This is a genomic window from Streptococcus rifensis (assembly GCF_053203525.1).
This window is the reverse complement of record NZ_JBRUCW010000002.1, coordinates 198,444-217,457: the sequence shown is the minus strand read 5'-3', so window position 1 is coordinate 217,457 and position 19,014 is coordinate 198,444. Positions and strand designations below refer to the sequence as shown.

Annotated in this window: 18 protein-coding genes; 17 read left to right on the top strand and 1 reads right to left on the bottom strand. The window is 44.7% G+C overall.

The genetic code is table 11. The features are described 5' to 3' along the window. A partial coding sequence (locus tag ACVRYP_RS02210; protein WP_447467137.1) for a helix-turn-helix domain-containing protein occupies nt 1-202 on the bottom strand: 202 nt, incomplete at its 3' end. A gap of 750 nt (nt 203-952) precedes the next feature. Between ACVRYP_RS02210 and ACVRYP_RS02205 the strand changes: the two genes are divergently transcribed. The 17 genes from ACVRYP_RS02205 (at nt 953) to ACVRYP_RS02125 (ending at nt 18,865) form a co-directional block, all read left to right on the top strand. Beyond that, on the top strand, nt 953-2,389 hold the full coding sequence (locus tag ACVRYP_RS02205) for an aminotransferase class I/II-fold pyridoxal phosphate-dependent enzyme (protein ID WP_447467143.1): 1,437 nt from the start codon (nt 953-955) through the stop codon (nt 2,387-2,389). A 15-nt stretch (nt 2,390-2,404) separates the two neighbouring features. Beyond that, entirely contained in the window at nt 2,405-3,250 is an 846-nt protein-coding gene (speE, locus tag ACVRYP_RS02200) for a polyamine aminopropyltransferase (protein WP_447467136.1), read from the top strand. Further along, a complete protein-coding gene (speB, locus tag ACVRYP_RS02195) occupies nt 3,240-4,088 on the top strand; it encodes an agmatinase (protein ID WP_447467135.1) in 849 nt (282 codons plus the stop codon). The genes speE and speB overlap by 11 nt, the downstream gene beginning before the upstream one ends. 21 nt (nt 4,089-4,109) lie before the next feature. Further along, nucleotides 4,110-5,309, top strand: coding sequence for a saccharopine dehydrogenase family protein (locus tag ACVRYP_RS02190; protein ID WP_447467134.1), 1,200 nt, complete (start codon nt 4,110-4,112; stop codon nt 5,307-5,309). Next, nucleotides 5,310-6,461, top strand: a complete 1,152-nt coding sequence (nspC, locus tag ACVRYP_RS02185; protein WP_447467133.1) for a carboxynorspermidine decarboxylase — start codon at nt 5,310-5,312, stop codon at nt 6,459-6,461. 239 nt (nt 6,462-6,700) lie between these two features. Beyond that, nucleotides 6,701-7,693, top strand: coding sequence for an aldo/keto reductase (locus tag ACVRYP_RS02180; protein WP_447467132.1), 993 nt, complete (start codon nt 6,701-6,703; stop codon nt 7,691-7,693). A gap of 195 nt (nt 7,694-7,888) precedes the next feature. Further along, complete coding sequence (locus ACVRYP_RS02175; protein WP_447467131.1) at nt 7,889-8,932, top strand: alcohol dehydrogenase catalytic domain-containing protein; 1,044 nt, start codon at nt 7,889-7,891, stop codon at nt 8,930-8,932. A 156-nt stretch (nt 8,933-9,088) separates the two neighbouring features. Then, nucleotides 9,089-9,691 carry a nitroreductase family protein gene (locus ACVRYP_RS02170; protein WP_447467130.1) on the top strand — a complete coding sequence of 201 codons (603 nt, stop codon included), beginning with the start codon at nt 9,089-9,091 and terminating at the stop codon, nt 9,689-9,691. An 8-nt stretch (nt 9,692-9,699) separates the two neighbouring features. Then, nucleotides 9,700-11,115, top strand: coding sequence for a dipeptidase PepV (pepV, locus tag ACVRYP_RS02165; protein WP_447467129.1), 1,416 nt, complete (start codon nt 9,700-9,702; stop codon nt 11,113-11,115). 54 nt (nt 11,116-11,169) lie between these two features. After that, entirely contained in the window at nt 11,170-11,763 is a 594-nt protein-coding gene (locus ACVRYP_RS02160; RefSeq protein ID WP_447467128.1) for a uracil-DNA glycosylase family protein, read from the top strand. Between the two features lie 92 nt (nt 11,764-11,855). Continuing rightward, entirely contained in the window at nt 11,856-12,542 is a 687-nt protein-coding gene (locus tag ACVRYP_RS02155) for a gamma-glutamyl-gamma-aminobutyrate hydrolase family protein (protein WP_447467127.1), read from the top strand. Nucleotides 12,543-12,960: 418 nt separating this feature from the next. After that, nucleotides 12,961-14,301 (top strand): branched-chain amino acid transport system II carrier protein, encoded by a 1,341-nt coding sequence (gene brnQ / locus ACVRYP_RS02150; protein ID WP_447467126.1) that lies wholly within the window; start codon nt 12,961-12,963, stop codon nt 14,299-14,301. 125 nt (nt 14,302-14,426) lie between these two features. After that, nucleotides 14,427-14,765: a zinc ribbon domain-containing protein YjdM gene (locus ACVRYP_RS02145; protein ID WP_447467125.1), complete on the top strand. Its 339-nt coding sequence runs from the start codon at nt 14,427-14,429 to the stop codon at nt 14,763-14,765. Nucleotide 14,766: 1 nt separating this feature from the next. Then, nucleotides 14,767-15,399: a Pr6Pr family membrane protein gene (locus tag ACVRYP_RS02140; protein ID WP_447467124.1), complete on the top strand. Its 633-nt coding sequence runs from the start codon at nt 14,767-14,769 to the stop codon at nt 15,397-15,399. Between the two features lie 831 nt (nt 15,400-16,230). Further along, nucleotides 16,231-16,752 (top strand): bifunctional pyr operon transcriptional regulator/uracil phosphoribosyltransferase PyrR, encoded by a 522-nt coding sequence (gene pyrR, locus ACVRYP_RS02135; RefSeq protein WP_447467123.1) that lies wholly within the window; start codon nt 16,231-16,233, stop codon nt 16,750-16,752. A 72-nt stretch (nt 16,753-16,824) separates the two neighbouring features. Further along, a complete protein-coding gene (locus ACVRYP_RS02130) occupies nt 16,825-17,751 on the top strand; it encodes an aspartate carbamoyltransferase catalytic subunit (protein WP_447467122.1) in 927 nt (308 codons plus the stop codon). A 25-nt stretch (nt 17,752-17,776) separates the two neighbouring features. After that, nucleotides 17,777-18,865, top strand: coding sequence for a carbamoyl phosphate synthase small subunit (locus ACVRYP_RS02125; protein WP_447467121.1), 1,089 nt, complete (start codon nt 17,777-17,779; stop codon nt 18,863-18,865). Nucleotides 18,866-19,014: the final 149 nt, after the last annotated feature.

Genomic DNA, 19,014 nt, shown 5'->3' with positions numbered 1-19,014 from the left:
CTGAATAGGTTTTCTCGAACTTGCCTTTACGAACTTGTTGCAGGATAGTTCCTCGTTTGATTTCATTATGAATGGTTTGTGGAGCTTTTCCTAGCAATAAGGTTATTTGTCGATTGGATTTGCCGTCTCGTTGCCACCGTTCAATCAAATAACGCTCAGTGATTGTCAAGTGCTTGCCTTTTAGTGTATAATGATGTTGCATCTCAGGGAGCCTTTCTAGTGTGTTTGTGGTGAACTACATGATATCTCTCTGAGGTGTTTTTGTATACTTTTTTCTCAACTAGAAAGTGGCTAACTTCATTTTAGAACTTTCGGATGATCGGGATTTGTAAAAAAGCTATTAAAAAGAATTGAAAAAGGTTGCGAAAGCAATCTTTTTTTGATACTATAAAAAATGCAGTTAAGATTGCGAACGAGAGAGGCGAGTTTTACTTTGCCAAACTTATTGCTGTTTTTATAAACGGTGGCTGGCTAGCAGTAGTCAAAATCCAAGCCATAGTGAAAGAAACAGGTTTGATGTAGTAGAGGGGCTTCGCGCCCATTGAAGAGATAGCATGGCTATCGACTCAAATTTTTTATAACGTGATGGCAACCATTGCGCTTGTGAAAACGATTGGTAAGAGTAGTAAAAGTAAGACATGCTATATAGACTCTAACGTTCTACACTAATAAGACGATAACACCGGGCTAACTGGCCAATTGGTGCGCCTTTTTTAGAAAATGAAAAACCAATGTAAGACTCAAGTGTGCTCTGCCATCCTTGGGTCTTTTTCTGTTTTAAAATATAAACACCTGAGATGAGACCATTCATTAGCGTGAAGGGATCACTGTGTGAGTGAAATAGAAATTAAAATAGCACACTAAATAGATGGAGTCATTTAAAAGCTTTCTCGTTTAGTTGTCAGGAAAGAACCTTCTTAAGAAAGGAGATCGAGTGCAAAACCAAGAGAGGATGCCGATTGTGGAGGCATTGAAAGAATTAAAGCAACGGCGTGTGGTTCCCTTTGATGTGCCAGGGCATAAAAGAGGACGATCCAGTAGGGATTTGACAAATTTTTTAGGGGAACAAGCGGTTTCTATGGATGCCAATTCCATGAAGATGTTGGATAACTTAGGCCACCCAGTATCGGTTATTAAAGAAGCAGAAGAGTTGGCCGCAGAGGCCTTCGGTGCTAAGCACGCCTTCTTGATGGTCAACGGAACAACCGGCGCGGTGCAAAACATGATTTTTGCGACCATCAAGGCCGGTGACAAGGTCATCTTACCGCGTAACGTCCACAAGTCTGTCATCAATGCCTTGGTTATGTGTGGTGGCCTACCGGTTTATGTAACGTCACCTTTGCAGGTGGAGTTGGAAATCTCGACAGGGATGCCATTGGCAGAGCTAGAAAAGACCATCCTCGAACATCCCGATGCCAAGGCGGTCTTGGTCAATAACCCAACTTATTATGGGATTTGTTCGGATCTGCGCCGTATTGTCGAGTTAGCTCATAGCCATGACCTTTTGGTTCTAGCAGATGAAGCCCACGGCGCCCACCTTTACTTTGGTAAAGGCCTGCCCATTTCAGGAATGGCAGCAGGGGCTGATATGGCAGCGGTCAGTATGCACAAGTCAGGGGGATCTCTGACCCAGTCGTCTTTTCTATTGGTCAACAACGAGGTTAATCCTGAGTACGTCCGCCAAATTATCAACCTGACCCAGACGACTAGCGCTAGCTATTTGCTCATGTCTAGTTTGGACTTGGCTCGCCGCAACCTCGTTATCAATGGAGAAGACATCTTTAACACGGTCCAGTGTTTGGCCCAGTACGCCAGAGATGAGATCAATGAGATTGGCGATTACTATGCCTACTCGACAGAAATCATTGACCGCGAAGGCATTTATGATTTTGATACGACCAAGCTCTGTATCAAGACGACTGATCTTGGTCTAACAGGGATTGAAGTCTATGACCTGCTGCGTGATGAGTACAACATTCAGGTGGAATTTGGCGATACAGCCAATATCTTAGCCTATATATCAGTCGGGGATCGGATGCACGACATCGAACGCTTGGTCAGTGCCCTGTCTGAAATTCGCCGCCGTTTCAAACGGCAGAAAAAAGGCCTTCTCATTTTTGATATTGCAAAGACGGATGTTGTGATCTCCCCAAGAGAGGCTTTCTTTGCTGAAAAAGTCAGCCTACCGCTTGCCGAGAGTCAAGGGCAGATTTCTGGGGAAATGGTCATGTGTTACCCTCCTGGGATTCCGATTGTGGCGCCAGGGGAGTTGATTACAGCAGAAGTGATTGAGCACATCCAGTATGCCAAGGACAAGGGCTGTTTCCTCATGGGAACGGAAGATGCTGACGTTAACCACATCAATGTGGAGAAAGACAATCATGCCTAAAGAAAGGAAGAAAACATGGATCTATGGTTTTCAGAATACCACCAAGATGGCGTCAAACTCTCCATCAATGTGGAAAAAGAAGTGTACAGCGAGCACAGTGAGTACCAACACATCGCGGTGCTAGAATCCAAGGAATACGGACGGATTTTGGCCTTGGATGGTGAATTGATTACAACAGAAAAAGACGAATCCTTTTACAGTGAAATGGTGGTCCATGTTCCGCTGAATACCAAGGCAGACATCAAGTCCGTCCTTGTCATCGGTGGCCTAGATGGCGGAGTTCTGACTGAGTTGGAAAAATACCCAACCATCGAAAGTATCGACGTGGTTGAGTTGGACCAAAGGGCGGTAGAAGTCTGCCAGGAATACTTGCCTCAAAGCAAGGTTGCCTTTCAGGATGAGCGGGTCAACCTCTATATTCAAGATGCCCTAAAATTTGTCCGTCGTAAGGAAAATGCCTATGACCTGATTATCGTCGATTCGGCCAATCCTTTTGGACTAAATGAGAGTCTTTTTACTAGGGAATTTTACGGCAATTGCTACAACGCCTTGACGGCTGATGGTATTCTGATCAACCAGCATGCCAATGGTTTTTACCAGGAAGATGTGACGGCCCTTCGCCACATCAGCGATCGCCTCAAGGCTGTATTCCCAGTCAACACGGCCTACTTTACCAGCGTGCCAAGCTATGCTGCAGGCTACCTCTTGGTCGGCTTTTCGTCCAAAGGGATTACCCCTGAGGAGAGTACAGGCCTGGTGGGGCAATTTGACATCCAGACCCAGTATTACAATGACCAAATCCACCGCGGGGCTTTTTACCTGCCCAACTATATCAAGGAGATGTTAACCAGTGAAACCTAATGTAACCACCTTTATCGGCTGTGAAGCCAGCTATGACGAGAGCAAGATGGTCCTTTTCGGTGCTCCCTATGACAGCACGACCTCTTTTCGTCCAGGAACCCGCTTTGCCAGCACAGCTATTCGCAATGAAAGCTTTGGCATTGAGACTTACAGTCCCTACCAAGACAAGGATTTAGAAGACATTGCAGTCTTTGATGCAGGGGATTTGGAATTGCCATTTGGCAATACCGTCGAGACCCTTCGCCAATTGGAAGAGCAGGTTGCGACTATTGCAGGAGATGGCAAGCTGCCGATCATGATTGGGGGCGAGCACTCCCTCACCGCTGGTCCAGTTAAGGCCATGTTGGCCAAATACCCTGACCTGCATTTGATTCAGTTTGACGCCCATACAGATCTCCGAGAAGACTATCTGGGTGTCCGTGAATCCCATGCCAGTGTCATCAAACGTTGTTGGGATATGATGGGGGATGGCCGCATCTTCCAATTCGGGATCCGTTCTGGTCAAAAGGAAGAATTTGAATGGGCCAAAGAGCACACTCATCTCCAAAAATTCAACTTTGACGGTTTGGATGAAGTGGTTGAGCAGCTCAAAGGCAAGCCAGTCTATTTTACCCTTGATTTGGATGTTCTAGATCCGTCAGAATTTCCTGGGACTGGCACACCAGAAGCCGGAGGCGTTCGCTTTACCGAGCTCATGGCTGCCATTGAAAAAATCAGCCAACTCAACATCGTCGCAGCAGACATGAACGAGCTCTGCCCCATTTATGACCAATCAGGCCAATCCACTGCTCTGGCCTGCAAGCTTTTGCGTGAAATCATGCTCTATCTTTACAAATAGAGAGAACAGAAAGGAAAGAAAATGAGTAAAGCCCTTATTATCGGAGCTGGCGGGGTTGCCAGCGTAACGGTTCACAAATGTGTTCAAAACTACAAGGTGTTTGATGAAATCTGTATTGCCTCACGGACCAAGTCCAAATGCGATGCCTTGAAAGAAAAATTAGATGGCCAAGGTTGCAAGATTTCAACAGCTCAAGTCGATGCTGACAATGTGGACGAGTTAATCGCTTTGATCAATGACTTCCAACCAGACATCGTCATCAACTTGGCCCTTCCTTACCAAGATTTGACCATCATGGATGCTTGCTTGGCGACCAAGACCCACTACCTTGATACGGCCAACTACGAACCTGAAGACACAGCTAAGTTCGAGTACAAGTGGCAATGGGACTACAAAAAACGCTTTAAAGAAGCAGGGATCACCGCGATCCTCGGATCTGGTTTTGACCCAGGTGTGACCGGTGTCTTCTCAGCCTATGCCCAAAAACACTACTTTGATGAAATCAACTACATCGACATCTTGGATTGTAACGGTGGCGACCATGGCTACCCATTTGCAACTAACTTTAACCCTGAAATCAATATTCGCGAAGTCTCTGCCAATGGCCGTTACTGGGAAAATGGTGAGTGGGTCGAAACCCAACCTATGGAAATCAAGCGTGTCTACGACTTTGACCAAGTTGGCGAGAAGGACATGTACCTCCTTTACCACGAAGAATTGGAATCTCTGGCTCAAAACATCAAGGGCATTAAGCGTATCCGCTTCTTTATGACATTTGGCCAATCCTATTTGACCCACCTCAAGTGCTTGGAAAATGTTGGCATGACCTCGATTGAGCCAATCGTGTATGAAGGCAAGGAAATCATTCCGCTTCAATTCTTAAAAGCGGTGCTGCCAGACCCAGCTAGCTTGGGCCCAAGAACCGTTGGGAAAACCAATATCGGCTGCATCTTCCAAGGAAAGAAAGATGGCAAGGACGTGAGCTACTATGTCTACAATGTCTGCGACCACCAAGAATGCTATGCTGAAGTGGGCTCACAAGCCATCTCATACACCACAGGTGTACCAGCCATGATCGGTGCTATGTTGGTGTTGAATGGCCAGTGGCAAAAACCAGGCGTCTTCAACGTGGAAGAGTTGGATCCAGATCCATTTATGGAAGCCTTGAACGAGTGGGGCTTGCCATGGCAAGAAGACTTTAACCCTGTCTTGGTGGACTAGATGACAGAGGTAACAATTCAGTGGTCGGTTGACAAGGTCCCGACCCCAGCCTTCGTGGTTGAAGAAAACTTGCTCCGCAAAAACTTGGAAATCTTAGCCCGCGTCAAAGAAGAAGCAGGCTGCAAGATCCTCTTGGCGCAAAAAGCCTTTTCCATGTTTCACTTTTACCCCCTAATCGCTGAATACCTTGACGGGACAACAGCTAGTGGCATTCATGAAGCGAGACTGGGCTACGAAGAATTTGGCGGAGAGACCCATGTCTTCTCCCCAGCCTATCGTCCAGAGGAAATCGAGAAACTGCTTCCGATCTGTGATCACTTGGTCTTTAATTCCTTTAGCCAGTGGCACCGATACAAGGACCAGGTCCTAGCCAGTGGCAAGTCAGCAGGGCTTCGGGTCAATCCAGAGTGTTCGACCCAAGATGACCATGCCATCTATGACCCGTGTTCGCCAGGCTCTCGCTTGGGAATTCTGGATAGCCAGTTTGAGGGCGAAGATTTATCAGGGCTGGATGGCCTGCATTTCCATACCCTCTGTGAGCAAAACTCTGATGATTTGGTGACGACCCTCAAGGCCGTCGAAGCCAAGTTTGGAAAATACTTGTTACAGATGAAATGGCTCAACTTTGGCGGTGGTCATCACATCAGCCGTGAGGATTATGATGTGGACCTCTTGGTTTCAGAAGTCAAACGCATCAAGGAAACTTATGGTGTTGAAGTCTACCTCGAGCCAGGAGAAGCCATCGCCCTAAATGCTGGCTACTTGGTCGCTCAAGTACTGGACATCACGGAAAACCGAGGCGTCTTCAATGCCATCCTTGACACATCAGCAACCTGCCACATGCCAGATGTGCTTGAGATGCCCTATCGTCCGCATATTATCGGCACCAGAGAGGCCCATGAGAAAGCTTATACCTATCGCCTGGGTGGCCCGACCTGCCTAGCAGGGGACCACATTGGCGAGTACAGTTTTGATGAGCCTTTGGAAATTGGCAGTCGCCTAATTTTCTGCGACATGGCCATCTACTCTATGGTCAAGACCAATACCTTTAACGGCATGCCGCTGGCTTCAATCATAGCTGCGGATGCCCAAAATAACTTGACCCTAGTCAAGTCCTTTGGCTACCTTGATTTCAAGGAACGCTTGTCCTAAAGACGTTCAAAACACCACAATACTGTCCTGAGAAGCAGAGTAGTGCGGTGTTTTTAGCTTTTATAAAAATAATCTCAACTATCCGTTAAGATTAACTCGAGATATGAAGGATTAAAAGAAACGCCAAAGGATAGTAATGGGGGTATTGACTGTAAGAGTATAAGTTTACACAAAAAATAGTATACTTTTTCTTTTGAAAACGCTATACTAGACTTATTAAAAAGAGAGCAGGTAAGCAGATGGAATACACAAAACTTGGCAACACTGGCCTTGAGGTCTCAAAATTGTGCTTGGGATGTATGAGTTTTGGGGACGATACAGTTGGATTTCAATCGGGATGGCTTCTCAATGAGGAAGACAGTCGTGTGATTATTAAAAAGGCACTGGATTTAGGGATCAACTTCTTTGATACAGCCAATACCTATGCGGCAGGTACCAGTGAAGAATTTTTGGGTCGAGCCCTCCGCGATTTTACCAATCGTGAGGATGTGGTTATTGCGACCAAGTGCTTTTTCAGCGATTTGCCAAATGGTGAGAAAAAAATTAACCAGCATGGCCTTTCTCGGAAAGCTATCTTTCATCAGGTGGAGCGCAGTTTGAAGCGCTTGGGGACTGATTATATCGATATTCTCTATATTCATCGCTGGGATTACAATACGCCAATTGAGGAAACCATGGCAGCTCTTCATGAACTAGTGGTTTCTGGTAAGGTGCGTTATCTTGGAGCATCCGCTATGTACACCTGGCAGTTCCAAAAAGCTCAGTATGTGGCTGAGAAAAACGGATGGACCAAGTTCTCAGTCATGCAGAATCATTACAACCTGCTCTATCGAGAAGAAGAACGGGAAATGATACCATTTTGTCAGGAAACTGGAGTTGGTCTTGCTCCTTATAGCCCTCTTGCAGCAGGGCGTATCGTGCGGGACTGGACAGCGGATACGGCTCGCAGTCAAACGGATGCTATCGCTAAGGCTAAATATGATACCACAGAGGAGCAGGACCGTCCGATTGTCGAGCGCGTGGCAGCCTTGACCGACAAGTATCACGTCAGTCGTGCTCAGATTGCGATCGCATGGCTTTGGAAAAAAGGCGTTCATTCTCCTATTCTAGGAGTCACTAAAGAAGGTTATCTGGAGGATTACATGGGAGCCTTTGAAGTAACCTTGACGGATGAGGATGTCGCTTATCTGGATGAACTTTACTTGCCTCATAAGGTGATGGGAGTACTGTAAACTTGGAAAAAGTGGTTTTTTAAAACTCCTAAAATGACCTCTATCCGTTTCTAAGTCTACTGGCTGAGGGATGTTGAATTATCTCAGATTTTTTAGTATTCCTAAAAACGATAATAACCCATCTCCAATAACTATTGGAGATGGGTTGTCGATTGTGATAAACTAGTGGCAAAAGAAGATGTGGAGGTCATTAAAATGAAAACAGCAATTTTTGAACAAGCCGGTCAAATGGGGATTGCCGAGGTTGCTAAACCAAGCCTTCAAGCCGAGGATGATGTCATCATCAAGATAGTACGTTCCTGTGTTTGCGGCTCAGATCTTTGGGCCTTTTCGCACGGCGATGACAAGGAAGCCCATTCGGATAACAGTGGGCATGAGGCGTTAGGGATTATCGAAGAAGTCGGCTCAGCCATTACAACTGTTCAACCTGGCGATTTCGTTATTGTGCCCTTTACCCACGGCTGTGGAGAATGCGATGCCTGCCGTGCGGGATTTGATGGGACCTGTGATCGTCACCCAGGATATAGTAACTGGTCCTCTGGTTACCAAGCCCAGTATATTCGGTTCCATTATGCCAATTGGGCCCTCATCAAGGTACCAGGACAGCCCTCAGACTACTCAGAAGGGATGCTCAAGTCTCTGTTGACCCTGGCTGACGTCATGCCGACAGGCTACCATGCGGCACGAGTTGCAGATGTTAAGCCTGGCGATAAGGTTGTCGTCATTGGTGATGGTGCTGTTGGTCAATGTGCCGTCATTGCCGCTAAGATGCGCGGTGCTTCTCAGATTGTCCTCATGAGCCGCCACGCTGACCGTCAACAGATGGCCCTAGCCTCTGGTGCCACTGCGGTTGTGGCAGAGCGCGGAGAAGCAGGGATTGCTAAGGTCCGTGAAATCCTTGGAGGCGGAGCAGATGCTGCTCTGGAGTGTGTCGGTACGGAAGCTGCGATGGATCAAGCTTTAGGGGTTCTCCACAATGGTGGTCGTATTGGGTACGTGGGGGTTCCACACTATGATAACCGTCCGATTGGATCAACCTTTGCTCAAAATATACTATTTGGCGGAGGGTCAGCTTCCGTGACAACTTATAATAAACAGATTCTCTTAAAGGCTGTCCTTGATGGGGATATCAACCCGGGCAGAGTTTTTACAAAGACGTATCCATTAGCAGAAGTCAACCAAGCCTATCAGGACATGGCTGACAGAAAGACGATTAAAGCCATGCTTGTAGTAGATTAAATACCAGAAGTGATTGACCAGGAGGTTGATCGCTTTTCTTTTTGACTGATAAGGAAACTTCTATCATTAACTTAAGATACTTCAGATGCTGAAAATAATGTTAAAACATGATAAAATAAGGCTAGCAAAATCTATTTATCAGATAAAGGATCGCCTATGAAATTTTTAGAATTAAATAAGAAGCGTCATGCCTACAAGTCGTTTAATGATCAACCTGTTGATATTAAAGACGTCCGGACAGCGATTGAGATTGCGACATTGGCACCAAGTGCCAATAATATCCAGTCTTGGAAATTTGTCATCGTCAAAGACCGAAAAAATGATTTGATTCCCTTAGCCTATGGAGCTAATGGTGCTCAGATTGAGAGTGCTCAAGTTGTTGTCGCCCTCTTTTCAGATACAGATTTAGAAAAACGCTCTCGTAAAATTGCTCGTGTGGGGGTTAAAGATTTACCTCAAGAATTTCTAGAGCATTTTATCAAAGTCTTGCCGATGCGTTTTGCTGACTTTGACCCCCAAACAAAAGGGGAATACCTATCGCTTAATGCTGGCATGGTAGCTATGAACTTTGTCTTAGCATTAACTGATCAAAAGATGGCCAGCAACGTCCTTCAAGGTTTTGATAAATCCAAAGTCAATGACGTTTTAGATATTGATGCTCGTTTCCGACCGGAGCTTTTATTCACGATTGGCTACAGCGATGTCCATCCAGAGCCAAGTTACCGCTTACCAGTTGATGAGATTATTGAGTTGAGATAGGAGCAGTTATGACAACAATTGATTTTAAAGCAGAAGTAGACAAACGTAGAGACGCCATGATGGCGGATCTCTTTACTCTTTTGAGCATTAACTCTGAGCGTGATGATAGCTTAGCAGATGCCCAATATCCTTTTGGCCCTGGACCTGTTAAGGCCCTTGAAAAATTCCTTGAGATCGCTGAGCGTGACGGTTATGAGACCAAAAATGTCGACAACTATGCGGGGCATTTCACCTTTGGTGAAGGGAAAGAAGAGCTCGGTATCTTTGCGCACATGGATGTCGTACCAGCGGGTTCAGGTTGGGATACGGATCCTTACACGCCTGTTATCAAAGACGGTAAGCTCTATGCCCGAGGGGCATCTGATGATAAGGGACCTACGGTTGCTTGTTATTACGGTTTGAAGATTATTAAAGATTTAGGCCTTCCTGTCTCAAAAAAAGTCCGCTTTGTAGTCGGAACAGATGAAGAGTCTGGTTGGGCGGATATGGACTATTACTTCGAGCATGTCGGGCTACCTGAACCAGATTTTGGATTCTCACCAGACGCTGAGTTTCCGATTATCAATGGTGAGAAAGGAAATATTACAGCCTATCTCCATTTTGCAGGTCAAAATGAGGGTGATATGGTTCTGCACAGTTTTAAAGGCGGCTTGCGTGAAAACATGGTGCCAGAATCTGCTACAGCTGTTTTATCTGGTGCGGTAACCTTAGAGGATTTAGAAGCTAAATTAAAGGCCTTTGTCGCAGACCAGCCTGTTGTTTCAGGTCATGTTGAAGCTCTATCCGATGGGCAATTTCAAGTGACCGTTGTCGGTAAATCAGCCCACGGTGCCCATCCAGAAGCAGGGATTAACGGGGGGACCTATTTGGCAGCCTTTCTATCGGACTTTGCCTTTGCTGGACCAGCAGCGGATTACCTCAAGGTTGCTGGAACGGTGCTCTTAGCAGACCATTATGCTGAAAAGACTGGTGTTGCCTATACCGATGAGCGCATGGGACAATTGACCATGAATGCAGGTGTCTTTAGCTTTACAGCAACGTCAGAGGACAACACCATTGCCCTGAACTTCCGTTACCCACAAGGAACTAGCCCTGAAGAGATTCAAGAAAAACTCTCTAGTCTTGAAGGTGTTGACTCAGTAACCCTTTCAAGCACAGGGCATACACCACATTATGTGCCGATGGAAGATCCTTTAGTATCGACGCTCTTAGATGTTTACGAGCGCCATACAGGCCTTCGTGGACATGAGCAAATCATTGGTGGGGGTACCTTTGGCCGCCTCCTCAAACGTGGGGTTGCCTATGGGGCCATGTTCCCAGGTTACACCGATACCATGCATCAGGCTAATGAATTTGCAGATGTTGAGGACCTTTACCGCGCAGCAGCTATTTATGCTGAAGCCATCTACGAACTGATTAAATAGAGTCTTAAAAACTGGGGGTACCCAGTTTTTTTGCCATTGAAGGGAAATGTACCAATGACCACCCAAGAAACCATCAAACAAGCCATAATGGCTGATCCTGCTAATCAAGAGTTTACTAAAGCAGGGATTGAACCCTTATTTGCAGCACCTGAGACGGCCAAAATCTTGATTATCGGTCAGGCTCCTGGTCTTAAAACTCAGGAAGCTGGTCTCTACTTTAAAGATCGCTCTGGTGACCGTCTGAGAGACTGGCTAGGAATGGATGAGGCAACCTTTTACGATTCTGGATTAATCAGTGTTCTTGCTATGGATTTCTATTTTCCTGGTACTGGCAAGTCAGGGGATCTCCCGCCAAGGCCAGATTTTGCCCCTCAATGGCATCCCAAGCTGATGGCTCTCATGCCGCAGATAGAACTCGTAATCCTCATCGGCACCTATGCGCAACATTATTATCTCAAGCAGAAGAAGTCTACGACAGTTACTCAGACAGTCCGTAACTACCAAACCTATCTCCCCAAGTATTTTCCTTTGGTCCATCCTTCTCCTCGTAATCAAATCTGGATGGCCAAAAATCCCTGGTTTGAAGCAGAAGTCTTGCCTGACTTAAAAAAACGTGTGGCTACTATTTTAAAAGCAACAGAGTCTTAAAAATTCTTAAAGACATTCATTAAAAATTCCTATTGGACGTCTCTCCTTTCTCGTGATAAGATAGTTCTATCAAAAAAGAGGGGAGAAAGCACATGAGACCAGTCATCGTAGGAATAACAGGAAATGAAAAGGAAATGCCGGCTTTGTCAGGGATTACTTATGATGCTGTACCGCGATCCCTCTCTGATGGGGTTAAAGCAGCAGGAGGACTTCCCATAGTATTGCCTATTGGGACACCTGATATGGCTAAAGCTTATATCGATATGATTGATAAATTGCTCCTTTCGGGTGGTCAAAACGTTGATCCTCGTTTCTATGGTGAAGAAAAGACGGTTTCTAGTGAGGATTATTCCTTGGCAAGAGATGAGTTTGAACTAGCTCTGATTGCGGAAGCCATCAAACAAGAAAAACCAATTTTTGCCGTCTGCCGTGGTATGCAGTTGGTCAATGTCGCCCTTGGTGGAACCTTGAATCAAGACATTGCGGATCACTGGCAGGATGAAGTGTTGGGGACATCTCACGAGATTGAAGTTACCCCAAACAGCAAGGTAGCTCACCTCTTTAAATCTGGGAGTCAAATCAATTCGATACACCGACAGAGCGTTAAGCAACTTGCTCCGGCTCTAGTTGCAACTGCTCGTGACCCACGTGATGGTACTATTGAAGCTTATGAAAGTCGTCAGGGCTCTCCTATTATTGGTCTTCAATGGCATCCTGAATTTTTACTAGACGATGAAAGCAATCAAAGCCTTTTTCGTTATCTTGTTGAAGCTATGTAATCTAAATTTTTAAAAAATGCCCTTGCGTCCTTTTCGGATCTGGTGTATAATATAACAATTATCACATGATCTTAAGGGAGAGTTCTATGCGTAGCACATGTTATGTGACACTTGTGGTCTTGATGAATTAAGGACTTATACAGTATAGTATGAAGTCCTTTTCGTTTTGTTTGCAGGATGGGAACGCTTGGTAGCCACCTGTTCTAAATAGAGCGGGTGGTTTTTTAGTGTTAAAAGGAAACGTCCTAATGCTATGCTAAGAAAATACAGAAAGAATTGTCATTATATCAAATCAAGTCTAGAAGGTCTAAGCCATGACACCATCAGTCACCACTAGCTCATAGCTGTTTATCGTGACAGGATGAGATAGTTGATAGAGTAAACTCGTCTGCGACGAGTCAAAAAAAGGAGATCTGTTATGTCAAAGACATTAACAAGAAAAGATTATGTTTTTATTGGTTCCATGCTTTTTGGAATCATGTTTGGAGCGGGAAATCTGATTTTCCCTGTCCATTTGGGACAAGAAGCAGGAGCTAATGTTTGGCCTGCTATTCTAGGATTTCTAGTTTCTGCGATTGGATTACCCTTTTTGGGCATCGTAGGGATGGCCTTTACCCGCAGTAATAGCGTCTACGAATTGGCCTCCCGAGTGGGGCATCGGTACGGTATCTTCTTTACAGTCTTGCTGTACTTAGTTATCGGTCCCTTCTTTGCCATTCCACGGCTAGCCAGCACCTCCTTCCAGATTGGTTTGGTACCTTTTGTCGGTGAAGGCAATACCTTAGCCCTGGCTCTTTATTCTGTCTTCTTTTTTGCCCTAGCTTGGACCTTGTCAAGGAAGTCTACTAAGTTGATGACCTATGTTGGGAAGGTCCTTAATCCAGCCTTCTTGCTGGTTCTAGGTATGTTATTAGTGATGGTTGTCCTGAACCCTATGGCTGGTGTTTCTGGTGGTGTAGTCCAAGAAGCCTACCTCACAAATGCCTTTACAAAAGGTGTCTTAGAAGGATATAATACACTCGATGTGCTGGCTTCTCTAGCTTTTGCCATTCTTGTCATTTCAGCTCTTAAAAATCTAGGGGTGTCAGAGCCAAGCCAAATTGCGAGGGATATGGTTAAATCTGGTATGGTCAGTATGGTCTTGATGGGAATCATCTATGCGCTCCTTGCCTATGGAGGAGCGACAAGTCTCGGCCAGTTTGCCTTATCTGAAAATGGTGGGATTGCCCTTGCGCAGATTGCCCAGTATTATCTTGGAGCTATTGGTAGTTTGCTTCTAGCCCTTATCGTTTTCTTTGGCTGTCTCAAAACAGCAGTAGGATTACTGACTGCTTTTGCAGAGACCTTCTCCGAAATGTTTCCAAGCGTTCCCTATTCAGTTTTCTTAGCTATTACAACAATTTTTCCTACTATTTTTGCCAATGTTGGCTTGACCAACATCATCGCTTATTCTATTCCCGTTTTGATGTTTATTTACCCCTTGGCCATTGCCTTGGTTATCCTATCTTTATTAGAAAAATGGGTAAAAGGAAATGGGACCGTCTACCGTTGGACTGCCTATTTGACCTTGATTTCAGCTGTTATTGACGGTTTAGCAAATTCGCCATGGAAGGGTCATCCAATCGTGTCTCAGGTTGTTTACTTTGCGCAAAGACTGCTTCCCTTTTCAGAAATTGGTATGGGATGGATCGTTCCGACCTTATTGGGACTTTCGATTGGTTTTACAGTGGCTAACCTACGAGGCGAGCTGAAAAATTAATAACATAAACAGAAAACATCAGCTCTTTTCAGTTGATGGTTTAGAGTCATCAGGCAAGGAAACCTTGTTGAAAGAGGGAATTTTTGCTATACTAGGCTCTAGAAAATGAAAGTGAGAATGAAAATATGGAAAACTTACCAAATTGCCCCCAGTGCCAGTCCCCTTATGTCTATGAAGATGGTATCTTGCTGGTTTGTCCAGAATGTGCTCATGAGTGGAATCCAGCCGACACGACAGTCGAAGAAGATGGCCTTGTCGTTAAAGACAGTAACGGCACCCTCCTAAAAGATGGTGATACGGTAACTGTTATTAAGGATCTTAAGGTGAAAGGGGCCCCTAAAGACATTAAACAAGGGACGCGCGTGAAAAATATCCGCCTCGTTGAAGGAGACCATAACATTGACTGTAAAATTGATGGCTTCGGAGCTATGAAACTCAAGTCTGAATTTGTAAAGAAGATTTAAAATGACATCAAATAAAATCCTATATTATCGTCTTCACTTAACGCTTTTAGCCTTAATTGGCGTCTTCCTTGAAGTGGTTAAGTATGGTGGACACATGTTTATGTACTATACCATTTTATCGAATCTCTTAGTCTTCCTGTTTATGGCTTATCAGGTCTATCTGATGATGACGCAATCAGAGGCTGTCTGGGCTTCGCAAAAGGTCCTTCGAAGCAAGGCTGCAGTAACAATGGCGATTATGGTTACCATGGTAATATACCATCTCTTACTAGCGCCGATTGCAGATGATTTTTGGCGGGTGGAAAATATATTGTGCCACTATTTGGTTCCTGCCCTGATGTTTCTAGATACGCTTTTCTTTGATAAACCACGACAGTACAAATGGTATGACCCCTTCCTATGGACAGGAGTTCCTATCGTTTATTGTGTGCTTGCCCTTTTTAACGGATTGGTCACTAAAATACCGATCAAAGATGCTAAAGATAGCCCTTTTCCATACTTTTTCATCAATGTGACTAAGTATGGTTGGCCCTATGTTCTCCAGATGATTGTGATTATTTGTGTGGTTTATGTCATAGGAGGCTATCTTCTCTATGCCATCAAACAAATCAACTGGACCCGTAATCGGGAATGATAAAAACATGGACTATTTCTTAGGAAGTAGTCTCAGACTCACGTCTGACTCAAGCTATCACTTGCTCTATTTCCAACCTTTAACAGCCTCCCAGACTGTTAAAGCAAACCTAAGTTTTGAGCCTTAGGTCTCAAAACTTCCGTGAGCCTGAAACGCAACTGTTTCAGGCTCTTTTATCACGGCGGAAAGTTTCTATTTTTGTTCGCCACGCTCTCTAAAAATCCATTAATTTAGAATCATTAATCAACCTTTTGAATATCATTACTACAGAAAACATGGTTGTCTACGTTCACGGAGAGTGGGACAGAAGTCATGATTTCAAAGAAATTGACTTCCCTTCACTTTTGCAGTTTTTAGGTTCAGGCTGAGAAGGTCTATCCCAAGACCTTCTCACTCCCACCTCCGCACAGTTGATTAGGATGTCCTCTAACGATTGCGTAGTAAGGGGTTAGGGCTTCCAATCAGCAGTGGCTCATTGGTGCTAAAGCACCTAATGACCTGTACAGGGGTAACACTAAAGCTGGCATAGCCAGTGAGTGTTTCTCCCAACCACTGCGTCTTGTTTAACGGATGATAAATGATTAGAAGGCTAGGACTTTTGTCCCAGCCTCTTTTTTTAAAACAATCCTAGTAGTTTTTTTATTGAAATTGTTAGAGATTTTGGTATAATACAAGTAATACATAATTCCTTTAATCTTGTCCTGTGAGGCAAGTAAGGAGACGGATAAAGCCAGGGATAACAGGATTGTTGTGCCCTGAATTTTGAGCATCTCCTAAAGGGAGGTGCTCTTTTTGGTAAGAGCCGATGATTTGCAAAACAAGGAGATTCAGATGAAAACCAAAGAAATCATTGACAGCATGACGATGAAACGGGCTATTACGCGGATTACCTACGAGATTATTGAACGGAATAAAAATCTAGATAATATTGTTCTTGCAGGTATTCAAACAAGAGGTGTGCCTATTGCCAAACGGATTCAAGAACGTCTGTTTCAATTGGAAGGCATCAAGGTGCCACTAGGTTCTCTTGATACAAAACCTTTTCGTGATGATATTAAAGTTGAAGAAGACACGACGGTCATGGAAGCTGATGTCACAGATCGTGATGTGATTTTGGTGGATGATGTTCTTTATACAGGTCGAACGATTCGTGCAGCCATCGATAATTTGGTGAGCCTTGGTCGTCCAGCGCGGGTAAGTTTGGCTGTCCTTGTAGACCGTGGACATCGTGAATTGCCTATTCGGGCTGATTATGTGGGTAAAAATATTCCAACTAGTCGAGCAGAGGAAATTATTGTCAAGGTAGAAGAAATTGATGGGGAGGATGCGGTTGATCTCTTAACGGTTGACTAAGTGTCTTGACTTCTTTCATTTCGTTAAACCATTGCTTTATCGGAGAGACATCATTCAGAAGAGGGCTTTAATATGTCAATGTTAAATGGTCAAGTTTCCCTACAGAACCTGGTCAGCATGGAATTACTGACCAATGAAGAGGTTCTAGGGCTCATCAGACGAGGGTCTGATTTTAAAAATGGTCGGGCGACCTTTAAGCCTAAACGTCAGTATTTTGTGGCTAATTTATTCTTTGAATCCTCAACCCGAACCCACAAATCTTTTGAGGTTGCAGAGATGCGCCTAGGTTTAAATTTAATTGATTTTGATGCTAAAACCAGTTCAGTTAATAAGGGAGAGACACTCTACGACACTGTATTAACCCTGTCTGCTCTGGGGGCAGATGTTTGTGTCATTCGACATCCTGATGTTGATTACTACAAACAATTAGTCGAGAGTGGGCATATCAACTCAGCCATCATTAATGGTGGAGATGGCTCTGGTCAGCATCCTAGCCAATCACTGCTCGATTTGATGACTATTTATGAAGAATTTGGCCATTTTGAACAATTGAAAATTGCTATTTGTGGGGATTTGACGCATTCGCGCGTAGCCAAGTCAAACATGCAGATTTTAAAACGATTGGGAGCCGAGCTTTATTTTACAGGTCCTGCAGAATGGTATTCAGAAGAATTTGACGTTTACGGTCGCCATGTCGCCATCGATGATGTCATTGATGAGCTAGATGTTGTCATGCTTCTAAGGGTTCAACATGAACGTCATGATGGAGAGACGAGCTTTTCAAAAGAAAGTTATAACAGCCAATTTGGGCTGACTCAGGCTCGGTATGACTGTTTGAAAGATCAAGCAATTGTCATGCATCCTGCACCAGTTAACCGCGGTGTTGAGATTGACGATCACTTGGTGGAGGCACCAAAGTCACGAATTGTAGCTCAGATGGCTAATGGTGTCTTTGTTAGAATGGCCATTATTGAAGCCGTCTTACGTGACAGAGCTTAATATAAGAATGGATAGGGGAGAAGAAATGACAAGAAGACGATTGATTTTAGAAGACGGTACGGTCTTTGAAGGGGAGGCCTTCGGAGCCAATATTGATTCAACTGGTGAGCTGGTTTTCAATACAGGCATGACAGGTTACCAAGAATCTATCACAGACCAATCCTATAACGGGCAAATTTTAACCTTTACCTACCCAATGGTTGGCAATTATGGGATAAATCGAGACGACTATGAGTCTATCCATCCGACTTGTAAGGGCGTGGTCGTTTATGAATGGGCAAGGGAAGGCAGCAACTGGCGTAACCAGATGACGCTTGACCAATTCTTAAAAGCTAAAAACATCCCAGGAATCTCAGGGATCGACACAAGAGCCTTGACACGGATTATTCGCAAGCATGGAACCATGAAGGCTACCCTTTCTAATGTCGGAGACAATTTGGAGCATCAGTTAGACCAACTAAAAGCAACTGTCTTACCTACAGATGGGATTTCTCAGGTTTCAACCAAAACAGCGTATCCAGCTCCTGGTGTGGGAAGGTCAGTTGTTCTAGTAGACTTTGGCCTGAAACATTCGATTTTGCGTGAACTTGCAAAACGTGAATGCAACGTGACGGTTGTGCCTCATGACACAACAGCGGAAACTATTTTAGAACTTAATCCCGATGGTGTAATGCTGTCAAATGGACCTGGTGATCCCGATGATGTGCCGTGGGCTCTTGACATGATTCGAGGAATTCAAGGTAAACTTCCTATTTTTGGCATTTGTATGGGTCATCAACTTTTCAGTAAGGCAAATGGTGCTTCGACTTATAAGATGACTTTCGGTCACCGAGGCTTTAACCATGCCGTACGTGAGATAGCTACCGGTCGCGTTGATTTTACCAGTCAAAACCATGGATTTGCGGTATCACGTGACAATCTGCCAGATTGTCTGATTGTAACCCATGAGGAAATTAATGATAAGTCTGTGGAAGGCGTTCGCCACCGTGATTTTCCTGGTTTTTCAGTTCAGTTCCATCCAGATGCGGCACCTGGTCCACATGATGCAAGTTACCTTTTTGATGACTTTATGGAATTGATGGACGCGTTTAAGCTAGAGCAAGCCAAACGATAATACGATACTCCTAAATGAGAGACAGAAAAAGAAAAGCCTGCCCAAATCCAAGTGCTACTAACGTAGCTCCTTGTCATACGCCAACCACTAGGGTGCCTTGGCTAGGTCAGGCACTAGCTCGAGAACAACCAGAATATCGCTGGTGTTTT

Bases quoted from the DNA above. Each gene is read 5' to 3' on its own strand.
- ACVRYP_RS02155 (WP_447467127.1), top strand. From the start codon at position 11,856: ATGAGACCAGTCATCGTAGGAATAACAGGAAATGAAAAGGAAATGCCG.
- ACVRYP_RS02160 (WP_447467128.1), top strand. From the start codon at position 11,170: ATGACCACCCAAGAAACCATCAAACAAGCCATAATGGCTGATCCTGCT.
- ACVRYP_RS02205 (WP_447467143.1), top strand. From the start codon at position 953: ATGCCGATTGTGGAGGCATTGAAAGAATTAAAGCAACGGCGTGTGGTT.
- speE (WP_447467136.1), top strand. From the start codon at position 2,405: ATGGATCTATGGTTTTCAGAATACCACCAAGATGGCGTCAAACTCTCC.
- ACVRYP_RS02145 (WP_447467125.1), top strand. From the start codon at position 14,427: ATGGAAAACTTACCAAATTGCCCCCAGTGCCAGTCCCCTTATGTCTAT.
- ACVRYP_RS02180 (WP_447467132.1), top strand. From the start codon at position 6,701: ATGGAATACACAAAACTTGGCAACACTGGCCTTGAGGTCTCAAAATTG.
- ACVRYP_RS02170 (WP_447467130.1), top strand. From the start codon at position 9,089: ATGAAATTTTTAGAATTAAATAAGAAGCGTCATGCCTACAAGTCGTTT.
- ACVRYP_RS02140 (WP_447467124.1), top strand. From the start codon at position 14,767: ATGACATCAAATAAAATCCTATATTATCGTCTTCACTTAACGCTTTTA.
- ACVRYP_RS02130 (WP_447467122.1), top strand. From the start codon at position 16,825: ATGTCAATGTTAAATGGTCAAGTTTCCCTACAGAACCTGGTCAGCATG.
- nspC (WP_447467133.1), top strand. From the start codon at position 5,310: ATGACAGAGGTAACAATTCAGTGGTCGGTTGACAAGGTCCCGACCCCA.
- ACVRYP_RS02125 (WP_447467121.1), top strand. From the start codon at position 17,777: ATGACAAGAAGACGATTGATTTTAGAAGACGGTACGGTCTTTGAAGGG.
- pyrR (WP_447467123.1), top strand. From the start codon at position 16,231: ATGAAAACCAAAGAAATCATTGACAGCATGACGATGAAACGGGCTATT.
- brnQ (WP_447467126.1), top strand. From the start codon at position 12,961: ATGTCAAAGACATTAACAAGAAAAGATTATGTTTTTATTGGTTCCATG.
- ACVRYP_RS02190 (WP_447467134.1), top strand. From the start codon at position 4,110: ATGAGTAAAGCCCTTATTATCGGAGCTGGCGGGGTTGCCAGCGTAACG.
- pepV (WP_447467129.1), top strand. From the start codon at position 9,700: ATGACAACAATTGATTTTAAAGCAGAAGTAGACAAACGTAGAGACGCC.
- ACVRYP_RS02175 (WP_447467131.1), top strand. From the start codon at position 7,889: ATGAAAACAGCAATTTTTGAACAAGCCGGTCAAATGGGGATTGCCGAG.